Genomic DNA, 21808 nt, shown 5'->3' on the forward strand with positions numbered 1-21808 from the left:
GCCTCGCGCCGAGGGCCCGCAGCCGCGCCACCTCCGCGGCCTGGTCGTCGCCGGGGTAGGGCAGCAGGTCGAGGTGGACGCGGGTCCATGTCGTCGTCGCGCCGGGCGTCGTGCGGACGAACTCGAGGTACGGCCCGACGCCCTTGGCGGAGCGCAGCCTCGCGTGATCGCCGGTGACCTCGTGCACGGTCCAGTCCACCGCCTCGCCCCAGAACCGGGCCATGGCCCGCGGGTCGGCGCACTCGACCACGACCGCGGCGATCGGCCCGGTGTCCCGGTAGACCTCCCGGGGCTCCAGCACACAGAACATGTTGCCCTCCGGGTCGGCCAGAACCGTCCACGGGACCTCGCCCTGGCCGATGTCGGCGGGCGTCGCGCCGAGCTCCTTCAGCCGCGCCACCAACTCCGCCTGATGGGCCGCGGAAGTGGTGGCGAGATCGAGGTGCACGCGGTACCTCACCGTCTCGGGGTCCGGGACGGTGACGACGTCCACGCAGACGGCGGTGGGGTCCGGCCAGACGAAGCCGACGGGCTCGACGTTGGTCACGCCGGGCCCCTCGCTGGAGACACCCCAGCCGAGCGCCTCCGCCCAGAACCGGCCGAGCGCCGCGTCATCCCGAGCTTTGAAATTCACCTGTACAAGTCGCAGCGGCATGCCGCCGATGTTATGCCGGTGGGGATGAGCGCCGGCAACCGCTCGCCGGCCTGGTCCGCGCCCGCTCGGGATGGTGGCAGTAGGAGGCGGCGTCGCCCTCGTTCCCGGTCGTCGGCGAGCCGGCCACGGTGTCGGAGGTCTCCCGGTCTGTGAGACAGACCGTCAGGCGGCCTCGTTCACGACGGCGGTCCGGCGGGGCAGAACCGACAGCGCGAGCCAGATCAGCGACGCGGCCGCCGCCACGTGCACGGCGCTGGTGAGCGGGGTGTCGGGCAGCGGCGCGAGCACCGCCAGCAGCGGCAGCGTGATGCCGTACCCGTACACGGCGGGCCTGGGGAAGATCCGCGAGCGCGCCATCGAGACGGCGAACAGCATCGTGCCGGCCATGAACACCGCGGTCGCGGCGAGGAACGCCACCTTGGTCGGCCCCTGGAGCAACTGCTCCACGAGCGTGGGCTCCAGGTAGAACAGCACGAGGTTCAGGCTGAACGCGACGCCGGCGAACAGGCCGAGCCCGACGACGTTCACGGCGTACGCGACGAGCCCGAAGCGCCCGCCGCCGGCGCCCTGGTGAAGGTAGAGGACCGTCAGGGCGGGTGTTCCCAGGGCGGTCCCGGTTCCGAGGACGAAGCTCGTCACGGCGGTCTCGCCGGTGAACGCCTCGACCAGTGCCGGGCCCCCGATCGACAGGCCCAACAGGATCGCGCAGATCGCGCCGAAGCGCGGCAGCCAGGTGGAAGTCATCGCGAAGCGGCTCCTTGCCGTCGTTGCAGTCGGTAGCGGACGCGACGACCGTAGGAGGCCCAGGGCCGGCGGGTGCAGATGCCGATCGTCCCGGCTCGCACCCGGAAGTCACGGCGCGTACGCCGGGCGGGGCCGCCGGATCCGGAGCGGACCGTGCCGGTCGGCATGTGCCGTCCGGCCAGAACAGGCCCGCGACGATCGTTCCCGGCGCAAGCGGGGCGTAGCCTGACGACGGGCGCCCCGGCCGGAGGGGTCCGGCTGCCGTGGGGGAGCGGGCTCCGGTTCGCCTGATCCGGTCGCGCCAGCCATGCCCGCCGGAAGAGACGTGCTGCCCGGGGCGGTGTCCGCCGTACCGGTAGGGAGGTTTGGGATGACTCCGTCGCCGGACGCGCTCGGCCCGGCCCCCGTCCCGGCCGGCGACCCCGCACCAGCCGCGTCCGGGCGTCCGGTGCCCTGGGTCGCGCCGGTGCTGTACGCCGCGGTGCTGGCGGGCGGGCTGTACTACGACGTCGTCGGCGCGGTCCCTCCGCCGCCCGCCGAAGTGGCCGTCTTCGTCGCCGGTCTGGCGGCGCTGTCCGGCCTGGACGTGCTGGAGCGGCGGCGCTACCGCGTGCGGACGCCCAGAGGCCCCGCGGCCGCCCTGGCGGGCGTCCGGCTGGCCCTGTTCGTCGTGGTCACGGCCGCCGACCCGGCCGGCCTGTCCCGGGTGCTGTTCGTCCTCCTCCCGTTCACCGCGTACTTCGCCTTCGGCCGCCGGGTCGCGGTCGCGCTGGCCGCCGTATGCCTGGGCCTGCTGACGGTGTGGTTCTCGATCGCGGTCCCGGGCTGGTACACGAACTCGGCGTACGTGTCCGACCTGCTCATGTTCGTCCTGGGCCTGGTCCTCGCCGTCTCCATGGCCGCGGTGGCCGTCGGCGAGCAGGAGTCGCGTACGCGGCTGGAGCACGCGCTGAACGAGGTGGAGGAGTCCCATACGCGGCTCAGCAGGTACGCCGAACGGGTCGCCGAACTCACGGCGGCCGAGGAACGCAACCGGGTCGCACGCGAGATCCACGACAGCCTGGGGCATCACCTCACCGCCGCCGCCGTGCAGATGGAGAAGGCGGAGGCGTTCCTCGACCGCGACCGGCCCACCGCCGAGCGCGCGCTGGCCGACGCGCGGTCGTCGGCCGCGCGAGCCCTGGAGGAGGTCCGCCACTCGGTGCGCGCGCTGCGTGGAGAGACGGTGCCGTTCCGCCTGCCGGAGGCGCTCGCCGATCTCGTACGGCACCTGGACGGCACCCGTCCACGCGTGACTCTGGAGACGACCGGTGACGAGTCGGGTTACGGCGCCGCGGCGCTGAGTGCGCTGTACCGCGCCGCGCAGGAGGCGCTGACCAACGCCCTCAGGCATGCCGAGGCCGGGCGGGTCGCGGTCTCGGTGACCTGCGGGGACGAGGAGGCGCGGCTCGTCGTGACGGACGACGGCACGGGCCTTCCCCCGGGCCCCTGGGAGGAGCGGGGGGTCGGCCTGCGCGGAATGCGGGAGCGGGTGCGGCTCGCCGGCGGAGCCGTCGCCGTCACGAGCGAGGCGGGGCGGGGCACCACCGTCACCGTGACAGTGCCGCGCCGGCCCGGGGCGGTGTGACGATGACACTTTCCCCCGCGGATCCCGCGGGCCCGGCCGGCTCCGGCGACCGGCGCGTGCGGGTGCTGGTCGTCGACGACCAGGAACTGGTGCGCGAGGGCATCGCCTCCCTGCTCGGCATCCAGCCCGGCATCACCGTCGTGGGCACGGCCGCGGACGGCCAGGAGGCCGTCGAGGCCGCGCTCTCGCTGGAGCCGGACGTGGTCCTCATGGACGTCCGCATGCCGCGGATGAGCGGAGTCCAGGCGGTGTCGGTCCTGCGCAGCCGAGCCCCCGCCTGCCGTGTGGTGATGCTGACGACCTTCGACAACGACGAGTACGTCGTCGAGGCGTTGCGGGCGGGCGCGGCCGGTTACCTGCTGAAGAACCTCCCCGCCGCCCGGCTCGCCGAGGCGGTGCGGCTGGCGTCCGCAGGCGTCACCCAACTCGACTCCTCGGTCACCCTGCGCCTGGCGGCCGCCCTGCCCGCCGAGCCGGGGCCAGGCCGCGACGCGGGGCCGTCACCGGCCTCGGTCCTGACGCCCCGCGAAATCGAGGTTCTGAAACTCATCGCGACCGGGTCGACCAACAGGGAGATCGCGGCGCGCATGTACCTCAGCGAAGGCACGGTGAAGAACCACATCTCGCGGATCCTCGGCAGGCTCGGCCTGCGTGACCGGACCCAGGCCGCCGTCTACGCGAGGGATCACCGGCTCCTGTGAGCGCCCCGGGAGGCGGCGGCGTGGGGCCGGATCACACGGCGGCAGCGAACAGGGCCTCCGCCTCGGCGAGCGCGCGGAGGAGTTCCCTCGGGTCCGGCCGCAGCGCCGCCACGATGGCGTCGACGTCGCGCAGGCCGGCCCGCTCCAGCAGACACTTCTCGTTGGTCACCCACCCACCGCGGGCGGCGAGGACCGCGTGGGCCGTCTGCATGGCGGCCGGGTCGAAGGGGCCGCGGTAGTAGACGGCGAAGTCCCAGTCGCTGCCGGGTGCGTGGGTGCCCTGCGCGCGGGAGCCGCCGAGGGTGACGGCCCGGACGCCCGGCAGGGCGGTGAGACGGTCGGCGACGTGGTCGAGGAACGCCTGATCGGTCATGGACATGCCGTTTCTCCCGGGACGTGGAAGGACACGCGGCACCGAGACCGGAGCAGCGCTTCAACGGGCTGACGAGGAACGGCATCACCGGCTCGCCAGTTCGCCCGGCCGAGCGTCAGACGTCGCCGAACATCCGCCGCTTGTCGCTCTCCGGGGCATCGAGGACGCGCAGCGCGCGTTTCAGGGACCCCTCCTCAAAGCCGAAATGTGCCTTCATCGCCCCCTTGATCTCGTTGATCTGCCGGAAGAGCTCCTGTGGCGACGGTTCGGACGAGTCCAGGGCCCGCTGTAATTCGGCCAGGAGCCGCGAGAGAACCTCGTGTTCGCGGGTGAGCCGGGTGATGACGGGCTCCAGCTCAGGCATCTGCTCGAGCAGGACAGGGAAGAACTCGGCGTCCTCGCTGCGATGATGGCTGCCCAACGCGGAGCAGAAGGTGTAGCAGAACTCGCGCAGCTCAGGCTTGAGCGCGGCCGCACGGTCGCCCTCGCGGATGGCCTTCCGGGCCTCCTCCAGCGCCTTCTCCAGGCGGTGATGGACGGTTCGCAGTTCCAGGTGCCAGGCGAAGATGCGGTTGCGCAGCATGGTGAGGCTCCACTTCTCGCTCGGAGTCCGGCGCGTCGTCACTGTGCTTCGGTCACCGGGTCATGCGAGGCCCCTCGGGCCTTCTCGTCGAGGATCAATTGAGGAAGCCGCGCCGCGAGCTCCCGGTGCCAGGCGATTTCCGCCTGCAGCCGCACGACGTGGTGCCGCATGGCGAGGGATTCCGCCACGGACAGGTAGCGGACGACCACGCGCATGTGCGCCTCGTAGTCGGTGAGCCTCGCCTCCAGCGAGGCGAGGCGGGCCGTGATGACGGCCTCCAGGTCGTCGAGCCGGTCCGGATCGAGCCGGGTGATGGCGAGGTCGAACGGGTCGGGCCTGACAACGATCTCCCGTAGGGCGCTGATCTTGAGCGACGACAGGGTCTGGGAGCCGGCTTCGGTGATGCGCCAGACCTTGCGCGTGGGGTAGGAGCCCATCTTCTCCGTGCGTACCTCCTCGATCAGTCCTTCCGCGGCGAGGCGCTTGATCGCTCCGTAGAGGCCACCGGTGGTGATGTCGGTCCACTGGTCGAGGTGCTCCTCCTCGGACAGAAGGCGCAGGTGGTGCCCATGCATGGGGCCGCGGTCCGATAAGGCGCTGAGGATGAAGATGCGGATCGACGACACGCGACTAGTCTTGCGAGAGTAGCCGCAAGTAGCAAGAGCCCGAGCCGTCGCCACATCGGCAACGAGGCCGCCCGCGACCGGTTGATGCCGCTGCGGCCGTCCCGACAGATAACTTGCGAGAATATCTGTCTACATAGGGTGGCAAGGCGAGCCCGGCATCTTTCAGTTGCGTGCCACTATTCCCGATGCCGTTATAGAGGTGTAGGGAGATGGTGGAATTGACGCAGCCCTCTGGGGAGCGGATCGTGGGCCGGGCCGCGGAGCTGGCGGCGATCGAGGAGCTCGTCGCGGTCTCGGCCGCCGGGCGGGGCGCGGCCCTGATGATCGTCGGCGAGGCGGGCATCGGCAAGTCGCGCCTGTTGGCGGAGGCGTCGGCCCGGGCGTCGGCGGCGGGCTTGGAGGTGCTGGCGGGCCGGGCGGTCCCCGCGGGCGGCACCTACCGGGCGCTGGCCACGGCCATGGTCGGGCGGTTGCGGGATGCCGCGCTTCTGGAGGACGCCGAGCTGCAGCCGTGCCGGGCGGCGCTGGGGCGGATCGTCCCCGATTTCGGGTCGGCCGACGACGCCGCGAGGGCCGACACGATGGTGGATCCCGTCGTGATGGTGGGTGAGGGTGTGCTGCGGCTGCTGCGCGTGGCGGGCGCCGGACGCGGATGCCTGCTGGCGCTGGACGACCTGCACTGGGCCGACCCGGACACGCTGGCGGTCCTGGAATACCTGGTCGAGCAGGTGGCCGACCAGCCGATCATGATCTGCGGGACGGCGCGTGAGGAGCCGCGTACCGCCGATCAGATCGAGCGGATCGGCCGGCGGCCGGCCGTGCGGGTGCTGCGGCCGGCCCGGCTGAACGCGGCCCAGGTGGCCGAGCTGGCCGACCGGGCCGGTCTGCCGCTCGCGCCGGCGGCCGCCTCGTTCGTGGTGGAGCGCTGCGACGGGCTGCCGCTGCTGGTGGAGGAGCTGACGACGGGACTGCGCGAGACGGGCGTGGACCTGGCGGCGCCCCGGGAGGTGCCGGACGGCATCGCGGTGCCGCCGACGTTGCGGCTGCTCGTCAACGAGCGGATGGCGGCCCTGGCCGGGGAGCACCGCCGGTTGCTGCACGTGGCCGCGGTGGTGGGAGTCGACCTGGGCTGGGATGTCGTGGCCCGGGTGGCGCGGGCGGACGAGCCGGCGCTGCTGGCGGGCCTGCGCGCCGCCACCCGGGCGCACCTGCTGCGCACCGAGGCAGATGAACTGACCTGGCGGCACTCGCTCACCCGGGAGGCGGTGCTGGCGGAACTGCTGCCGCCGGAGCGGGCCGCCATCGCACGCCGCGCCGCCGAACTGCTCGACGGCGGTGGCGTCGGTGAGGCCGACGTACGGGCCGCCGAACTGCTGGCCGCCGTGGGAGAGCGCGAGCGGGCCGGCCGGATCCTGCTCCGGCTGGCCCGCCACGATCTCGCACGAGGGGCGTTACGCAGCGCGCGGGCGCTGCTGGCCCGGGTCGAGGCCATCGGGGTGATCCGCGTCGCGTGGGCGATCGAGCAGGTCCGTCTGCTGACTCTGGCCGGTGAGGTGGAAGCGGCGTTGCGCGTCGGGGAGCAGGTCGTCGACACCGCGACGGGGGACGAGTACGTCGAGCTGTGCCTGCAGCTGGCCCGTGGCTCCCTGGTGGGCGACCGCCGGGTGGCGGCGATCGAGTATGCCGAGCGGGCCGGCCGGCCGCACGATCCGCGGTTCGCCGTCGTGCGGGCCGAAGCCGCCTACGGCGAGGGCGATCCGCGACGCGCCGGGGACCTCGCCGCCGAGGCGGTTCGCGAGGCCGAACGCTCCGGCGACGGCGAGTCTCTGGCGGGTGCGCTGCTGGTGCAGGGCCGCTGCCTGGCCCGTCATGATGCGGCCGCGGCGCGGGCGGCGTTCGGGCGGGCGGTGCGGGTGGCCGCCGGGCGCGGCCTGACCCCGCTGCGCGTGGCCGCGCTGTTCCACCTCGCCACCGTTCAGCGTGGGCACCCCGACCCGCCCGCGCTGGCCGAGGCCCGTGAGATCGCCGAGTCGGCCGGGCTGCTGGGGCAGGTGGCGTCGATCGACTTGCTGACGGCCGACCTGGCGCTGGTGGCGCATGGTCCCTGCGTGGGTGAGCCGGTGGCCCGCCGCTGTGCCGAGCTGTCGGCGCGATTGCGGCTGACGAGCGTCCAGGCGGTCGCCGAGCTGTTCGTCGCGGCCGCCCGCGCGGGCGCCGGGGACCGCGACGGCATGGAGTACTGGCTGGGCCGGGCCGGAGCCCGGCCGAACGCCCCGTGGGAGGTGCGGGCCGGTCGCGAGCTGGTACGCGCGATCTGCTTGGTGGTGGCCGGAGACCTGCCGGGCGCGGCCACGCAGGCCGACGAGGGGGTCGCGATCCTGGCCGGTCACGCCTCGGCCGCCCCCACCCACTGGTGGGGGCTGTGGCTGCTGCTACGCGAGGTGAGGCGCCACGAGCCGCAGGACGCCCGCGCGGTGTTCCGGCGCGCCCGGGCGGGCCGCCGGGGGGTCAACCGTGGTGCGCTGTTCTACGCCGACGCCGTCGCCGCGGGCCGCGAGGGCAGGGTGGAGGAGTCGGCGCAGGCGCTGGCCCGCGGGGACGCGGCGCTCGAGGCGCATCCGTGGTGGCACCGGCTGCTGCGGCTGGCGGTATGGACCACCGCGGTGACCGAGGGATGGGGCGATCCCGTACCCGGGCTGCGCGCCGACCTGGCCTGCCACGAGCTCAACGGTGACGAGGCGCTGGCACGGCAGTGCCGGGACCTGCTGCGGAAGGCCGGGGCGCCGTCGCGCCGCAACAGGGGCGCGCGCGTGCCCCCTCGGCTGCGCGCGGCCGGGGTCACCGCCCGGGAGGCCGAGGTGCTCGCCCTGGTCGCCGAAGGGCTGGGCAACGCGCAGATCGCGGCACGGCTGCACCTGTCCGTACGCACGGTCGAAACCCACGTCAGCCGGCTTCTGGCCAAGACCGGCGCGGCCGACCGCACCCAGTTGCGTACGTACGCGCCCAGCCAACATCAGTAGCCGGCACGGACGCGTAGCCGGCCGTGGCCCGGCGACCCTGGGGACATGGCCACAACAGAGGGAACGACACCCGTACCCGACGATCCCCTGGCGACTCCGCGGTTCCCGCGATCCTCGCGCTACCACCCCGGCTGGATCCGCTCCAGCGTCAGCGGCGGAGCCAACTCGCTCTGGCTGACCGAATGGCTCACCCAGGCGATGACGTTGCGGCCCGGGATGCGGGTGCTGGATCTGGGCTGCGGCCGTGGCGCGTCATCGATCTTCCTGCACCGCGAGTTCGACGTCCAGGTCTGGGCGACGGACCTGTGGTTCGGCGCGGACGAGCGGCTGCAGCGCATCCGCGACGCCGGCGCCGGTCACGCGGTGTTCCCGATTCACGCCGACGCCCGGTCCCTGCCGTTCGCGGCGGGCTTCTTCGACGCCGTCATCAGCATCGACTCGTTCGTCTACTACGGCACCGACGACCTCTACCTCAACTACCTGGCCCGGTTCGTCCGGCAGGACGGCCAGATCGGCATCGCCGGCGCGGGACTGACCCAGGAGATCGACGGGCCGGTCCCCGAGCACCTGCGGGGCTGGTGGGAGCCGAGCATGGCCTGCCTGCACTCGGCCCACTGGTGGCGCCGCCACTGGGAACGCAGCGGCATCGCCCGCGTGGACCTCGCCGACACCATGACGGACGGCTGGAAGCACTGGCTGGAATGGCAACGGGCGATCGCACCCGCCAACGAGGTGGAGATCTCCGCCCTCGACGCCGATCGCGGGAGCCACCTCGGGTACGTGCGCGCGGTCGCCCGGCGTCGATCGGACACCGCACTCGACGAACCCGTCTCCTCCATCCCCGTCACCTATACGAAGCAGCCCCTGTACCGCACCTGAGCAGGGCGAGGGTTGTGCGGCCGACCGGCCCGCACAAGACAGAGAAACAGAAAGAGAAAGGGAAAAGGTAATGACCGTATCGCTTCACAAGCGCACCCGGCCGACCATCCGGATCGTCGGCGCGGCCCTGGCAGCCGGCACCCTGATGCTGGTCGGCACGGCCCTCGCCGCCCCGGCGCACGCCGCCACCTGCGTGGGCATCCTGGCGGCCGACGGGCCGGCGAACCGCGACCTGGCCCGCGGCCGCGACAACGGCCCTCTCGCCAACCTGAACTCGGCCGATCTGCGCGACCAGGAGCGGTGGGAGCTCATTCAGGTGGGCAACTTCGTGGTGTTGCGCAGCAACCTGCACGACACCGGCGGAGGGCTCGCCGCCGCGGCCGTGACGAGCACGGCGAGCGGAACCCCCGTGGTGAGCCGCCCGCTGAACGTCAACGACACCCATCAGCAGTGGCGCCGGGTCAACCAGGCAGGGAAGATCACGTACACGAACAGGTTCAGCGGCCTGGAGATCACGCGCAGATCCATGGACGACCCGGAGTTCTTCAACACGCCCATCCTGCAGACCAACGGAGTGACGGGCGGAAACCGCTGGACGGAGACATCGGTCGCCTGCCTCGGCTGACCGCTCCCGGTGGGTGGGGCCGCGGACCGGCGCGACACCTGGTCGCCACGCGTCAGCGGCCCCGCCGATCGGCTCGTGGCCACCCTCAATGATCAAGGCCGGCGCCCTCGGCGGGCACCGGCTCCGGCAGGAGGGCCGTCAGAGCAATAACTTGCGAGAATTACCCATCTCCCAAGTGATCTGCTCGGCGGCGTGACGCAACGGATGAGTACTTTCTGTTTTCTATTTCCAGAAATTCAGAAATTCGCTAGGCTGAGCGGCCGTGACGAGCTCCGCGACACTCACCGCGTGCAAGCACTGCGGCGCGCCCATCGAGCAGCCGGTACGCCGGGGCAGGCCGCGGGAGTACTGCCCGGACGGCGACTGCCAGGCGGCGGCCAAGAGGGAGCGGGAGCTCCGCCGTGCCACGCCGGGTCTGGAGGGCGCGCTGGCCCGGGTGGAGGACCTGTACGAACGCATGGAGAAGGGCCTGGCGGCGGCGATCGAGCCGCTGGCCCGGGTGCTCGCGGAAGAGCTGAGCCCGGCGGGGGTCGAGGCGAAACTGAGCGCGATCCAGGCCGAGGCGCACACGAGCGTCGCCATCGCCCGCGCCGAGCGTGAACAAGCGCTGGAGCAGGTACGGCTGGCCCGCGAGGCCGCCGAGGAGGCCCGCCGGGAGGCGGAGGAGGCCCGCCGCCGGACGCAGGAGGCCTACGCCGAGCGCGACACGGCATTCGCCGACGCGGAGACCGCCCGCGAGCAGGCCCTGGCCGCGCTGCGGGAGGCGGCGAGCACGGAACGCCGGTCCAGGCAGGAGGCCGACCAGGCCACCCGCCGGGCAGAGATCGCCGAGGCCGCCCGGGAGCAGGCCGTACGCGAACTGGCCGAGCGGGTGGACCGGGCCGCGGCCGAGGTCCGCCTGGCGCGGGAGCAGGCCGAGCAGGCCGTTCAGGAACGCGACGCCGCGCAGGCCGACGCGCGGGCGGCGCGGGCGGAGGCCGAGCTGGCCCGCCGCGCGCATCGGGAGGCCGAGCAGTCCAGCGCCGCAGCGCTGGCCCGGGCCCAGGCGGCCGAGGCGGCCCGCGAGCAGGCCGTCGCGGAGGCCGCCCGGCTGCGCGCGGAGGCGAAGCAGGCCGAGTCGCGCGCCGGCGCGGCGGACGCGGAGGCGGCCCGGGCCGGGCAGGACGCGCGGGCCGCGGCGGCCGAGCGCGAGCGGATCCAGGCGGAGCTGACGCTGGAACGGGCGCGACTGGCCGACCTGCGTGCCCAGCTCGACGTGGCCCGGGCCGAGGCGGCCCAGCTGCGCGAACGCGCGGTCGCGGCCGAGCTGCGGCTGCGCGGGGAGGCCGCCGAGCCGCCGCCCGCCCCCTGACCGGGGCGGATGGCTCTCAGCCCTGGCCGGCCGAGCAGAGGCCCACGTCGTGCTGCGGACTGTGCGGAGCTGCCGCCCGCGCCGCGTTCTCGGTGGAAAGCCGCGACCCGCTTGTCCCGGGAAAGTCTGACGTCGTTTGTCAGGTATTTCTGTGAGCATTCCTGCCATGGAAAAAGCACTGACAGGGAAGGTCGCCCTGGTCGCGGGGGCGACACGGGGTGCGGGCCGGGGCATTGCCGTCGAGCTGGGCACAGCGGGGGCCACGGTCTACGTGACGGGGCGCAGTACGCGAGAACACCGCTCGGAGATGGACCGGGCGGAGACGATCGAGGAGACCGCCGATCTCGTGACCGCTGCCGGCGGTCAGGGGATCGCCATCCAGGTGGATCACCTGCAGAAGGACCAGGTGGAGTCCCTCATCCAGCGAATCGACCGGGAGCACGGGCGGCTGGACATCCTCGTCAACAACGTCTGGGGCGGCGAGCTGCTCTTCGGGTGGAACGAGAAGGTGTGGGAGCACTCGCTCGACAAGGGCCTGCGCATCCTGCGCCTCGCGATCGACACCCACATCATCACCAGCCACTACGCTCTGCCGCTGATGATCCGGGAACCGGGCGGTCTGGTCGTCGAGATCACCGACGGCACCACCGCCTACAACGCGGAGAACTACCGCATCTCCCTGTTCTACGACCTGGCCAAGACCTCGGTGAACCGCTTGGCGTTCGCGCAGTCGAAGGAGCTGGCGCCGTACGGGGCGACCGCCGTTTCCCTGACGCCGGGCTGGATGCGCTCGGAGATCATGCTGGATGTGTACGGGGTCACGGAGGCGACCTGGCGCGACGCGCTGGACAAAGAACCGCATTTCGTCATCTCGGAAACGCCTGCCTATGTGGGGCGTGCGGTCGCGGCACTCGCGGCCGACCCCGAGGTCGCGCGGTGGAACGGGCAGTCACTGTCGAGCGGGCAGCTCGCCGGTGTCTACGGCTTCACCGATGTGGACGGAAGCCGGCCCGACGCGTGGCGCTACGTCGTCGAGGTCCAAGACGCCGGCAAGCCTGCCGACGCGACGGGTTACCGCTGACCGCGGTACATCCGGGCCAGCCGGTCCGCCGCCTCCGCCATGCGGGTGCGCAGTTGCGGAGGGTCGAGCACCTCCACCTCCGGGCCGAGCCGTAGCAGCATGTCATAGGCGACGTCGAGGGATTCGACGGGCAGGAGCGTGGTCACCCGTCCCTGCCCGTCGGGCCTCCCGGCGGCTTTGTGCGCCTGCTCGAAGGCGGGTGGTTCGACGGCGAACCGCAACATTCGCATCCCTCTCGGACTCAGCCGAATGGTGACGTGCTCAGCCAGCAACGAGGCGACGAACTGTGCGGTGTGCTCCGCCCAGAACCTGGGCAGATCGAAGGACTCATCACGGTCGAACGGTGTCTGGGCCGGCTCGACGGCAGCGATCCGGTCCACACGGTAGGTCCGGTGGTCCCCGCGCACCCGGGCCACGAGGTACCAGACACCCGCCTTGAGCACGAGCCCGTATGGGTGCACCGTACGGGACACCTCGTGGCCGTTCTCCCGGCCCCGGCGGTAGCGCAGCTCGACGGCCTGGTCCCGCCAGACCGCCTGGGCCAGGTCGGCCAGGAGCGGCGGCGGATCGGCGGCGGCGAACCAGCCGGGAACGTCCAGATGAAACCGTTGCCCGGCCCGCGCCGGGGCGTCGTGCAACGCGGCCGGCAGCGCCGCGATCACCTTCAGCCGCGCACCGGCGACGGCATCGGCCAGGCCCATCTCCTCGGCCGGACCCGGCAGTCCGGAGAGGAACAGCGCCTCGGCCTCCGTGCGGCTCAGCCCGGTCAACCGGGTCCGGTAGCCGCCGATCAGGCGGTAGCCGCCATTTCGCCCTTGCTCGGCGTAGACCGGTACGCCCGCCGCCGAGAGCGCAAGCACGTCCCGATACACCGTTCGCTCGGACACTTCCAACTCGCGCGCGAGTTCCGCGGCCGTCATCACCTCACGGGATTGGAGCAGCAACACCAAGGAGATCAGCCGAGATACACGCATCCCCACATCTTGTGAGATGAGCGCATCCGCTACTCGTCCGGGCCGGCCGAACCGGCAGCCGCACTCGGCGGGGAAGGCGTTGGACCTCCTGGCCGGCGCCGAGCTGCGCGAGCGCGGCATCGGGCCGCACGCCAGTGCGACCCGAGATATACCCCTTGCGCAATGGTCAAGAAACGTAGACCATTGTTCGCATGTCTGGCAACGATCTTCCAGAGACCTTCCACGTCTCCACCGACGAGCAGTTGCGTGCTGTCTCCAATCTCACGCGGCACCGGATCATGGCCGTGCTCCGTGCCGAGCCTGCGACGATCACGCAGATCGCCGAACAGGTGGGCCTGGCGAAGGGCAGTTCGAGTTATCACGTGCGGTTGCTGGAGCGTGCCGGCCTGGTGCGGGTGGTGCGGACCCGGAAGGTCCGGGGGGTCACCGAGCGGTACTACGCGATGTCCGCGCGACAGATCGTCCTGCCGGATCCGGTTCCGGGGCAGCCGGACGTGCTGATGCGGCACGCGGTGGCGGACCTGGAGGCGGCGCCGGCGGATGGTGCGCGGCACGTGCGGATGGCGCATCTGCGGCTCACCGACGAGCAGTTCGCGGAGTTGGGGGCGCGACTGGAGGCGCTGGCGGATGAGTACCGGGCGCTGGCGGATCCGGCACTACCGGAGGCGTCGCTCGCCTTCGCGCTGTTCCGGCCGGCGGCCCGAAAGCAGGCGGGGAAGGAGCCTTCGTGACCTTGGGCTCAAGATACTTGCCTGCCGGGTTCGGGCGGCTGTGGACCGCACAGACGGTGTCCTCGCTCGGCGACGGGGTGACGCATGCCGCGCTGCCGCTGCTCGCGTTGACGTTGACGCGGGATCCGATGGCTCTCGCGGTCGTCACGGCCGCCGGGACGCTGCCGTGGCTGCTGTTCGGGGTGCTCGGCGGTGCGCTGGTGGACCGCTGGGACCGCCGCCGCACGATGTGGGTCACGGACGCCGCGCGTGCGGTGCTGCTCGCGGTGCCCGCTGCGGCGGCCGCACTCGACGTGCTGAGCATCCCGCTGCTGGCGGTCGTCGCGTTCCTGCTCGCCCTCGGCGGGCTGCTCTTCGACACGGCCGCCACGGCGTACCTGCCGGATCTGCTCGGTCGCGACCCCGCCCTCCTGGAGCGCGCCAACGCTCGCCTCCGCGGCGCCCAGACCGCGGCGTCCGGCTTCGCCGGGCCACCCGCGGGCAGTGCGCTGCTCGCGCTCGGACGTTCGGTTCCGCTGCTCGCCGACGCGGTGTCGTTCGCGCTGTCCGCACTGCTCGTGCGGTCGCTGCCCGCCGTGCCGCGACCGGGCGCAAGCGCCCGCGAGTCGTTGCTCCGCCAAGCTCGGGCCGGGGCCTCCTACGTCTTCCGGGACCGGCTGCTGCTCGGGCTCGCGCTCCGTCCTGCGGTCGGGAACATCGCCTTCCTCGGCGTGGAGACCGTCCTGGCCCTGTTCGCCCGCGAACGTCTCGGCGTCGGCGCCTTCGGATTCGGTCTGCTCCTGAGCGCGGAGGCCGCGGGCGGCCTGCTCGGCGCGGGCATCGCCTCCCTCCTCGGTCGGCGCCTGGGCACCGGCACCGCGCTGACCTGCACCGCCACGATCGAGGGCCTGGCGATCCTGGGGCTCGCCTCCGCGCCGAACACGTACGTGGCCGGCATCGCGCTCGCTGTGTGCGGTGCGGGCATGGGCGCCACGATGGTGCTCGGCCCCTCCCTCCGGCAGGCGATCGTCCCGGCCCACCTGATGGGCCGGGTCGCCTCCACCTCCCGCATGCTCGCCATGTGCGCCGCCCCGTTCGGAGCCTTCCTCGGCGGCTGGCTGGCCGACACCTACGACCTGCGCACCCCGCTTTACGCCGCCGCCGGCCTCCTGCTCACCATGACCGCCGTCACCGCGACCATGACCAGCAACCGCCGTGTCGAGGCCGCACTGCGCAGCGCGCGCCCGCAAGCCGACCCGGCCGACCGGCGCCCCGCCGAAGAGATCGCTGTACCCGCCACATCCCGGTAACGGTCATCGCTTCCAAGCCGCAACACCTTCACCCGCATCGAACGGCCGGCGGCGGCAAGCCGAGCCCCGCGAGCTGCTTTGACGACCCTGACCGCTCGGTCGCTGCTCGACAGCCTCGCCGCGGATCGGACCACCGGCCGTGACCGGGACCAGCCGGGCGGTCACGCGGATTCGCGCCGCGACGCGGGCTTGTCCGGAGTCGTGATCCGATGGCTGATAAAAGAACTCGACGGGATGACGCCCGGGCTTGTAGCTTGCAGTCGACCGTGACACCGCCCGAGGAGGTGAGACCCATGAACGCTGTATCGAAGTGGGTGCTCCCCTTCCCGTCATGGTCGGGCGATTGACGTAGGTGTCGCCGGGAGCGCCTCGCCGACAAGGCACTCCCCGAAAGGCAACACCTATGAGCTCTCACTTCACCGCCGAGCCGTCGTCGAACGACACGGCCGAGCGGGACTTCACCGCGGGCGACGTCCCCGGACTCCGGTCGCCGTCCTCCGGCGCCGATCGCGCGCCCCTCATGTTCGACGTGATCATCGCCGGGTGCGGGCCGACCGGCGCGATGCTGGCCGCCGAACTGCGGCTGCACGATGTGCGGGTGCTCGTCCTGGAGAAGGAGACCGAGCCCAAGTCGTTCATCCGCATAGTCGGTCTGCACATCCGCAGTCTCGAGCTGATGGCGATGCGCGGACTACTCGATCGCCTTCTCCCGCACGGAAGACGGCGTCCGGCGGCCGGTTTCTTCGCCGCCATCCCCAAACCCGCGCCCAAGGGCCTGGACTCCCCGTACGCCTATCTGCTGGGCATCCCGCAGCCCGTCATCGAGCGGCTGCTCGAAGAGCATGCGATCGAACTGGGCGCACAGGTCCGGCGCGGTCGCGCGGTCACCGGTTTCGAGCAGGACGACGAGGGGGTGACCGTCGAGCTGGCAGACGGGGAACAGCTGCGTTCGCGCTACCTCGTCGGCTGTGACGGCGGGCGCAGTACGGTGCGCAAACTGCTCGGTGTCGGCTTCCCCGGCGAGCCCTCACGGACCGAGACGCTGATGGGCGAGATGGAAGTGGGCGTGCCGCAGGAGGAGATCGCGGCCACGATGAGCGAGATCCGCGAGACCCATCACCGATTCTGGCTCCGGCCCTTCGGCGGAGGGATCTACAGCGTCCTAGTCCCCGCCGCAGGAGTCGCCGATCGCGCGAAACCGCCCACCCTGGAGGATTTCAAACAACAGTTGCGCGCCATCGCCGGAACCGATTTCGGCGTGCACTCCCCGCGCTGGATGTCCCGCTTCGGGGATGCCACCCGGCTGGTCGAACGGTATCGGGTCGGGCGGGTGCTGCTGGCCGGCGATGCGGCACACATCCATCCACCCATCGGCGGGCAGGGCCTCAACCTGGGCGTTCAGGACGCGTTCAACCTCGGCTGGAAACTGGCCGCACAGATCCGCGGCTGGGCGCCGGAAACACTGCTGGACACCTATCAGGCCGAACGTCATCCGGTCGCCGAGGACGTGCTGGACAACACCCGCGCCCAGATGGAACTGCTGTCCGCCGAACCGGGCCCGCAGGCCGTACGCAGACTGCTCACCGAACTGATGGACTTCGACGAGGTGAACCGCCATCTGACCGAGAAGATCACCGCGACCGGCATCCGGTACGACTTCGGTGACGGCCCCGACCTGCTCGGCCGCCGCCTGCACGACCTCGACGTGAAGCGGGGCCGCCTCTACGGTCTGCTGTACGGCGGGCGCGGCCTGCTGCTGGACCGTACCGAACGCCTGACCGTCGGCGGCTGGTCGGACCGGGTCGACCACCTCGCGGATCCGACTGCGGCACTGGACGTTCCGTGCGTCCTGCTGCGCCCCGACGGCCACGTCGCCTGGATCGGCGACGATCAGCGGGACCTGGACGACCACCTCTTCCGCTGGTTCGGCAAGCCCGCCGACTGATCCTCCCTGCAGCCGCGGCGGCCCAGCCGGGCGAACGCGCGGTCGTGGCCGAGCCGCGGCCGCGCGGAGGCCGTCGAGCCGCCGAACCGACCGGCCGCCGCGAGCGCAGGAAGGCCACCTCTGCCAGTCCCCGGCCGGCACCGCCCGAGTTCACGTCAGGTGGCCTCGGACGCGTGAAGCGTGCGGCGAACGGCGGGGACGAGGCGGACGACGTCGCTGCGGACCGCCAGAAGGTGGCGCGTCCACGCCGTCCATGCCACACTCACTGTTATAGAACTCTCTCCAGAGTTATAGAACGATAGGAGGATGGCATGCGAGACGTGCTGCCGTGGCGGGAGCCGGCCCCGCCGGACGGGACGATGGGCGAACCCAGAGCGCGCGGCCGGTTCGGCGAGTACGGCGGACGGTACGCCCCGGAGTCCCTGGTGGAGGCGTGCCGCGAGGTGGAGGAGGCGTTCCGGGAGGCCTGGGCGGATCCGGGGTTCCGTGCCGCCCTCGCGCGGCTGCTCGCCGTGCACGCCGGACGGCCGACCCCGCTCACGCCGGCCCACCGGCTGTCGGACGCGCTGGGCGTGCGGCTGTACCTCAAGCGCGAGGATCTCACCCACACCGGTTCCCACAAGATCAACAATGTGCTGGGCCAGGCCCTGCTGGCCACCCGGATGGGACGGCGGAGACTGATCGCCGAGACGGGGGCGGGCCAGCACGGGGTGGCCACCGCGACCGCCGCCGCGCTGCTCGGGCTGGAGACCACGGTCTTCATGGGCGAGCGCGACATCGAGCGGCAGGCGCTGAACGTCTTCCGCATGCGCATGCTGGGCGCCGAGGTCGTCCCGGTCACCGCGGGCAGCCGTACTCTCAAGGACGCGACCAGCGAGGCCATGCGGCACTGGGTGGGCGCGACCGGCGACTCGCACTACTGCATCGGCTCGGTCGTCGGGCCTGATCCGTACCCCTGGATGGTCAGGGAGTTCCAGCGGATCATCGGCGACGAGGCCCGCGGGCAGTGCGCCGCCGAGCTGCGGACCGGCGTGCCGGACTACGTGGTCGCGTGTGTCGGCGGCGGCTCCAACGCGGCCGGCACGTTCGCCGGATTCGCCGACACCCGGGCGCGCCTGGTGGGGGTCGAGGCGGAGGGCGGCGCGGGGGCGACCCGCGGCCGGCTCGGCGTCATGCACGGCTGCCGCTCGCTGTTCCTGCAGGACGACGACGGGCAGATCACCCAGGCGCACTCCATCGCCGCCGGGCTCGACTATCCGGGGGTCGGCCCGGAGCACGCTCACCTGCGTGACCTGGGCCGGGCCCGCTACGTCGCGGTGACCGACGAGGAGGCGGCGGCCGCGGCGGTACGGCTGGCGCGCACCGAAGGCATCGTCCCGGCGCTCGAATCGGCGCACGCCCTGGCCTGGGTGATCCGCGCCGCGGGCGACGGCGAGCTGCCCTCGGGATCGACGGTGCTGATGACGCTGTCCGGCCGCGGCGACAAGGACGTCTCGACCCTCAAGGAGCTGCTGTGACAGACCTCACCCTGACCGCGGGAGCGGTCGAACGCCACCTGCGTGCCCGCCGGGACACCGGACGTGGCCTGCTCATGCCGTACGTCACCGGGGGGATCACGCCCGGGTGGACGGACTACCTGCGGGCGTTCGCCGACGCCGGGGCGGACGCGATCGAGGTCGGCCTGCCCTTCTCCGACCCCACGCTGGACGGCGTCACCATCCAGCAGGCGAGCGACACGGCGCTGGCCCGGGGGGCGAGCACCCGCCGGATCCTCGCCGACCTGTCCGGCGTGCCGGATCTGGGCGTGCCGCTCGTGGCCAGCACCTACTACAACCTCGTGCTGCACGACGGCCCCGAGGCGTTCTGCGCCGCGTTGCGCGGGGCCGGCGTCGGCGGCCTGATCGTGCCCGACCTGCCCGTGCACGAGGCGGACGAGCTGGCGGACGTGGCCGCCGCCGCAGAGATCGAAGTGGTCCTGCTGGCGTCGCCGGCGACGCCGCAGCCGCGGCTGACGGAGATCGCGGGCCGCAGTCGCGGCTTCGTCTACGCGGTGTCGGTGATGGGCACCACCGGTGAGCGGGCCGCCCTCGCCGCTTCGGCGGCGGAGCTCACCGAGCGGATCAGGCGCGTCTCGGACCGGCCGGTCTTGCTAGGATTTGGCATTTCCACTCCGGACCAGGCACGCGAAGCCCGCCGGCACGCCGACGGCGTCGTGGTCGGCGCCGCGGTGATGCGGCGGGTGCTCGACGGAGCCGGGCCGGACGACCTGCGGGCCTTCCTCGCGCCCCTGCGGCAGGCCCTCGACCAGGAGTGTGACCGACCACGATGACCCCCGACGGGACCCCCGACGCCGGGCACGAGGCGAGATACCGCGCCATCGCCGCCGACCTCGCCGCGAAGATCCGGTCGGGACACTACGCCCCCGGTGAGGCCCTGCCGCCGCAACGGGAGCTGAGCGCCTCCTACGGGGTGACCCTCATGACGTTGCGCCAGGCGTTGCGGCAGCTCAGCGACGAGAGGCTGATCGTGCAGCAGCCCGGCAAGGGCACGTTCGTCGCCCCGCCCCATCTGGCGTACCAGCTCGACTCGCTCCGCAGCCTGGTCGACGACCTGCGTAAACAGGGCCACGAGGTGCGTACGGCGGTGGCCGGGCGGGCGGTGCGCCGGGCCCCCGCCCGGATCGTCGCGGAGCTGCGGCTGCGTCCCGGCGACACCGCCCTGCGGCTGGAGCGGGTCCGCGAGTTCGCGGGACGTCCCGCCGTGCACCAGGTGTCCTGGATCCGCCGGCCGGTGGCCGACCGGATCCGCGACCGGGACTTCACCGCCGTCTCCCTCTACACGGCCCTCGCCGACGCGGGCGTGACGGTCGCCCGGGCGTCCGAGGTGGTCCGGCCCGGTCTGCTCGATCCCGCCGTCGCCCGCCATCTCCACGAGCCGCCGGGCAGCCCGGTGCTCGTCAGCAGCCGGATCACCTACACGCTCGACGCCACGCCCGTGGTGTCCGACCATGCCACCATCCTCGGCAGCATGATGGAGATCCGCACCGAACGCGCCGCCACCGGTATCTCTCTCACCTGGGGCGCCACCAGCTGAAGACGCGGTACGGCCGACGCGTCCGGCCGCCGTCACGGGAAGTGGCCGAGCTGATCGCGGACGCCTTCTCGCGGAAGCGTCACTTCGTGGCGAGGGGCAGGCGCAGGACGAGACGGGCCCCGCCGCGGTGATCGGCGGCGTACAGCCGGCCGCCGTGCTCCTGGGCGATCTCCCGCGCGATGGACAGGCCGAGCCCGGACCCGCCCGGATCCCGCAGCCGGGCCTCCTCCCGCCGATAGCGGCGCTCGAAGACGCGTTCGCGGTCCTCCGCCGGGATGCCGGGACCGTCGTCGAGGACCTCCAGGACGGCGTCGGGCGGGTCGGCGGCGACGACGACCTCGATCGTGGTGTTCGTGTGCCGCTCGGCGTTGGTCATCAGGTTGCTCAGCAGACGGGCCAGGCGGATCGCCGACGCGCGCACGCACACGTGCGGGTCGAGGCGGGTGAGGACGGAGGCGCCCGGGGTGCGACGGTCGAGTTCTTCCGTGACGAACTCGGCGAGGTCGATCAGACGGTCGTTCTCATGGGGCTCGGTGTCCAGCCGGGCCAGATCGAGCAGGTCCGCCACGATGTCGTTGAGCCGTTCCGCGTCGCGCAACAGCTTGCGCAACATCCGCTGCAGGTCGCAGCCGGGTTCGGACAGCGCGACCTCCAGTTCCGTCAGCAGGCCCGTGAGGGGATTGCGCAGGTCGTGGGAGGCGTCGTAGACCAGCCGCCGCTGCCGCTCGATCGCCTCGCGCAGAGCCGAGGTCGTCTCGCGCTGCTCCCGGTGCGCCTGCCTGAGCTGGTCGTTGAGGGCCTGCAACTGCAGGGCCAGGGAGTCCGCCCTTCCCTCCTGCTCGCCGCCGACGCCGTGGCGCCGCAGCGCGAGGACGAAGTCGGTGACCTCATCGATGGTGAGAACGATCCACCGGACCTCGCCGTGCGGACCGAGTATGGGGTTGAGGACCGTGCTCCAATACCGCTCCTCGAACACTCCGGGCCGGTCCACCACCTCGATGTCGTACCTCTGGAGCGGGATGAAGTCGCGTCGGCGGGTGGTCAGCACCTGTTCCAGGGAGGTTCGCAGCATCTGCGCCCCCTGCTGCTCGGGGTCCTCCGAAGCGGCGGGATTGGGCGGGAAGACGTCGAAGACATCGCGGTCGAGCAACGCCTCGCGGCCGCGCCCGCTGACCTTCAGGAAGACGTCGTTCACGTCGACCATGACGAAATCGGGGGTCAGCACCGCAGCCGGGGCCTGACCGGCCCGGAACACCGCCCCGTAGTCGATTTCTGGCCTCATGCCCACGGTGCCTACCCGCACCAGTCTTCAGCCCTCGCAGTCGGCATGACTCCCGGCCGCCCACACCACGCGGCCGTGCACTCTCCCCTTCCCGTCAGGACGCGCGTCAACGGGCAAAGGCGCCGAAGCGGTGACGGAAAACAAGATGAACAGGCCCGCAGCCATCACGAGGACCGTCCATCGCCTCCGCCGACCGGCGTCCGGGCCGTCCGGGCCGTCCGCGCCGTCC

General features: G+C 72.3%; 20 protein-coding genes. 13 read left to right on the forward strand and 7 right to left on the reverse strand.

The window, feature by feature from the left end:
- Together AB0J39_RS26850 and AB0J39_RS26855 are read right to left on the reverse strand one after the other, a co-directional pair.
- Positions 1–655 (reverse strand): VOC family protein (locus tag AB0J39_RS26850; RefSeq protein ID WP_363469347.1); only part of this gene is annotated, 655 nt, incomplete at its 3' end.
- 162 nt (positions 656–817) lie between these two features.
- Positions 818–1399, reverse strand: coding sequence for a hypothetical protein (locus AB0J39_RS26855; protein ID WP_363469349.1), 582 nt, complete (start codon positions 1397–1399; stop codon positions 818–820).
- Between the two features lie 370 nt (positions 1400–1769).
- Here AB0J39_RS26855 and AB0J39_RS26860 point away from each other — a divergent pair, with 370 nt between their 5' ends.
- Positions 1770–3026, forward strand: a complete 1257-nt coding sequence (locus AB0J39_RS26860) for a sensor histidine kinase (RefSeq protein WP_363469351.1) — start codon at positions 1770–1772, stop codon at positions 3024–3026.
- 2 nt (positions 3027–3028) lie between these two features.
- Positions 3029–3727 (forward strand): response regulator transcription factor, encoded by a 699-nt coding sequence (locus AB0J39_RS26865; RefSeq protein ID WP_363469353.1) that lies wholly within the window; start codon positions 3029–3031, stop codon positions 3725–3727.
- 31 nt (positions 3728–3758) lie between these two features.
- Here the strand turns inward: AB0J39_RS26865 and AB0J39_RS26870 are convergent, their stop codons facing one another.
- The 3 genes from AB0J39_RS26870 to AB0J39_RS26880 all read right to left on the reverse strand — a co-directional run bounded on the left by AB0J39_RS26870 (position 3759) and on the right by AB0J39_RS26880 (position 5309).
- Positions 3759–4106 carry a nucleotidyltransferase domain-containing protein gene (locus AB0J39_RS26870; protein ID WP_363469355.1) on the reverse strand — a complete coding sequence of 116 codons (348 nt, stop codon included), beginning with the start codon at positions 4104–4106 and terminating at the stop codon, positions 3759–3761.
- 109 nt (positions 4107–4215) lie between these two features.
- A complete protein-coding gene (locus AB0J39_RS26875; protein WP_363469357.1) occupies positions 4216–4683 on the reverse strand; it encodes a hemerythrin domain-containing protein in 468 nt (155 codons plus the stop codon).
- A gap of 38 nt (positions 4684–4721) precedes the next feature.
- A complete protein-coding gene (locus tag AB0J39_RS26880; RefSeq protein ID WP_363469359.1) occupies positions 4722–5309 on the reverse strand; it encodes a PadR family transcriptional regulator in 588 nt (195 codons plus the stop codon).
- 209 nt (positions 5310–5518) lie between these two features.
- Here AB0J39_RS26880 and AB0J39_RS26885 point away from each other — a divergent pair, with 209 nt between their 5' ends.
- The 5 genes from AB0J39_RS26885 (at position 5519) to AB0J39_RS26905 (ending at position 12265) form a co-directional block, all read left to right on the forward strand.
- On the forward strand, positions 5519–8329 hold the full coding sequence (locus AB0J39_RS26885) for an AAA family ATPase (protein ID WP_363469361.1): 2811 nt from the start codon (positions 5519–5521) through the stop codon (positions 8327–8329).
- 45 nt (positions 8330–8374) lie between these two features.
- Positions 8375–9208 (forward strand): class I SAM-dependent methyltransferase, encoded by an 834-nt coding sequence (locus AB0J39_RS26890; RefSeq protein ID WP_363469363.1) that lies wholly within the window; start codon positions 8375–8377, stop codon positions 9206–9208.
- A 70-nt stretch (positions 9209–9278) separates the two neighbouring features.
- Positions 9279–9833, forward strand: a complete 555-nt coding sequence (locus AB0J39_RS26895) for a hypothetical protein (protein ID WP_363469365.1) — start codon at positions 9279–9281, stop codon at positions 9831–9833.
- Positions 9834–10095: 262 nt separating this feature from the next.
- Complete coding sequence (locus tag AB0J39_RS26900) at positions 10096–11184, forward strand: hypothetical protein (protein WP_363469366.1); 1089 nt, start codon at positions 10096–10098, stop codon at positions 11182–11184.
- A 166-nt stretch (positions 11185–11350) separates the two neighbouring features.
- Complete coding sequence (locus AB0J39_RS26905; protein ID WP_363469368.1) at positions 11351–12265, forward strand: SDR family oxidoreductase; 915 nt, start codon at positions 11351–11353, stop codon at positions 12263–12265.
- Here AB0J39_RS26905 and AB0J39_RS26910 read toward each other — a convergent pair.
- Positions 12256–13239 carry a YafY family protein gene (locus AB0J39_RS26910; protein ID WP_363469370.1) on the reverse strand — a complete coding sequence of 328 codons (984 nt, stop codon included), beginning with the start codon at positions 13237–13239 and terminating at the stop codon, positions 12256–12258. The two genes, AB0J39_RS26905 and AB0J39_RS26910, sit on opposite strands and share 10 nt — an antisense overlap.
- 191 nt (positions 13240–13430) lie before the next feature.
- Here AB0J39_RS26910 and AB0J39_RS26915 point away from each other — a divergent pair, with 191 nt between their 5' ends.
- The 6 genes from AB0J39_RS26915 to AB0J39_RS26940 all read left to right on the forward strand — a co-directional run bounded on the left by AB0J39_RS26915 (position 13431) and on the right by AB0J39_RS26940 (position 20297).
- Positions 13431–13970, forward strand: coding sequence for a helix-turn-helix domain-containing protein (locus tag AB0J39_RS26915; protein ID WP_363469372.1), 540 nt, complete (start codon positions 13431–13433; stop codon positions 13968–13970).
- Entirely contained in the window at positions 13967–15259 is a 1293-nt protein-coding gene (locus AB0J39_RS26920; protein WP_363469374.1) for an MFS transporter, read from the forward strand. The genes AB0J39_RS26915 and AB0J39_RS26920 overlap by 4 nt, the downstream gene beginning before the upstream one ends.
- 520 nt (positions 15260–15779) lie before the next feature.
- Positions 15780–17204, forward strand: a complete 1425-nt coding sequence (gene rox, locus AB0J39_RS26925) for a rifampin monooxygenase (protein WP_363469383.1) — start codon at positions 15780–15782, stop codon at positions 17202–17204.
- Positions 17205–17515: 311 nt separating this feature from the next.
- Positions 17516–18721 (forward strand): tryptophan synthase subunit beta, encoded by a 1206-nt coding sequence (gene trpB, locus AB0J39_RS26930; RefSeq protein ID WP_363469376.1) that lies wholly within the window; start codon positions 17516–17518, stop codon positions 18719–18721.
- Positions 18718–19533, forward strand: a complete 816-nt coding sequence (gene trpA, locus AB0J39_RS26935) for a tryptophan synthase subunit alpha (RefSeq protein ID WP_363469378.1) — start codon at positions 18718–18720, stop codon at positions 19531–19533. Before trpB ends, trpA begins: the two co-directional genes overlap by 4 nt.
- Positions 19530–20297 carry a GntR family transcriptional regulator gene (locus AB0J39_RS26940; RefSeq protein WP_363469379.1) on the forward strand — a complete coding sequence of 256 codons (768 nt, stop codon included), beginning with the start codon at positions 19530–19532 and terminating at the stop codon, positions 20295–20297. The genes trpA and AB0J39_RS26940 overlap by 4 nt, the downstream gene beginning before the upstream one ends.
- A 79-nt stretch (positions 20298–20376) precedes the next feature.
- Here the strand turns inward: AB0J39_RS26940 and AB0J39_RS26945 are convergent, their stop codons facing one another.
- A complete protein-coding gene (locus tag AB0J39_RS26945; RefSeq protein ID WP_363469381.1) occupies positions 20377–21579 on the reverse strand; it encodes an ATP-binding protein in 1203 nt (400 codons plus the stop codon).
- Positions 21580–21808 lie beyond the last annotated feature (229 nt).

This window comes from Microbispora sp. NPDC049633 (genome assembly GCF_040675265.1).
GTDB lineage: Bacteria > Actinomycetota > Actinomycetes > Streptosporangiales > Streptosporangiaceae > Microbispora > Microbispora maris.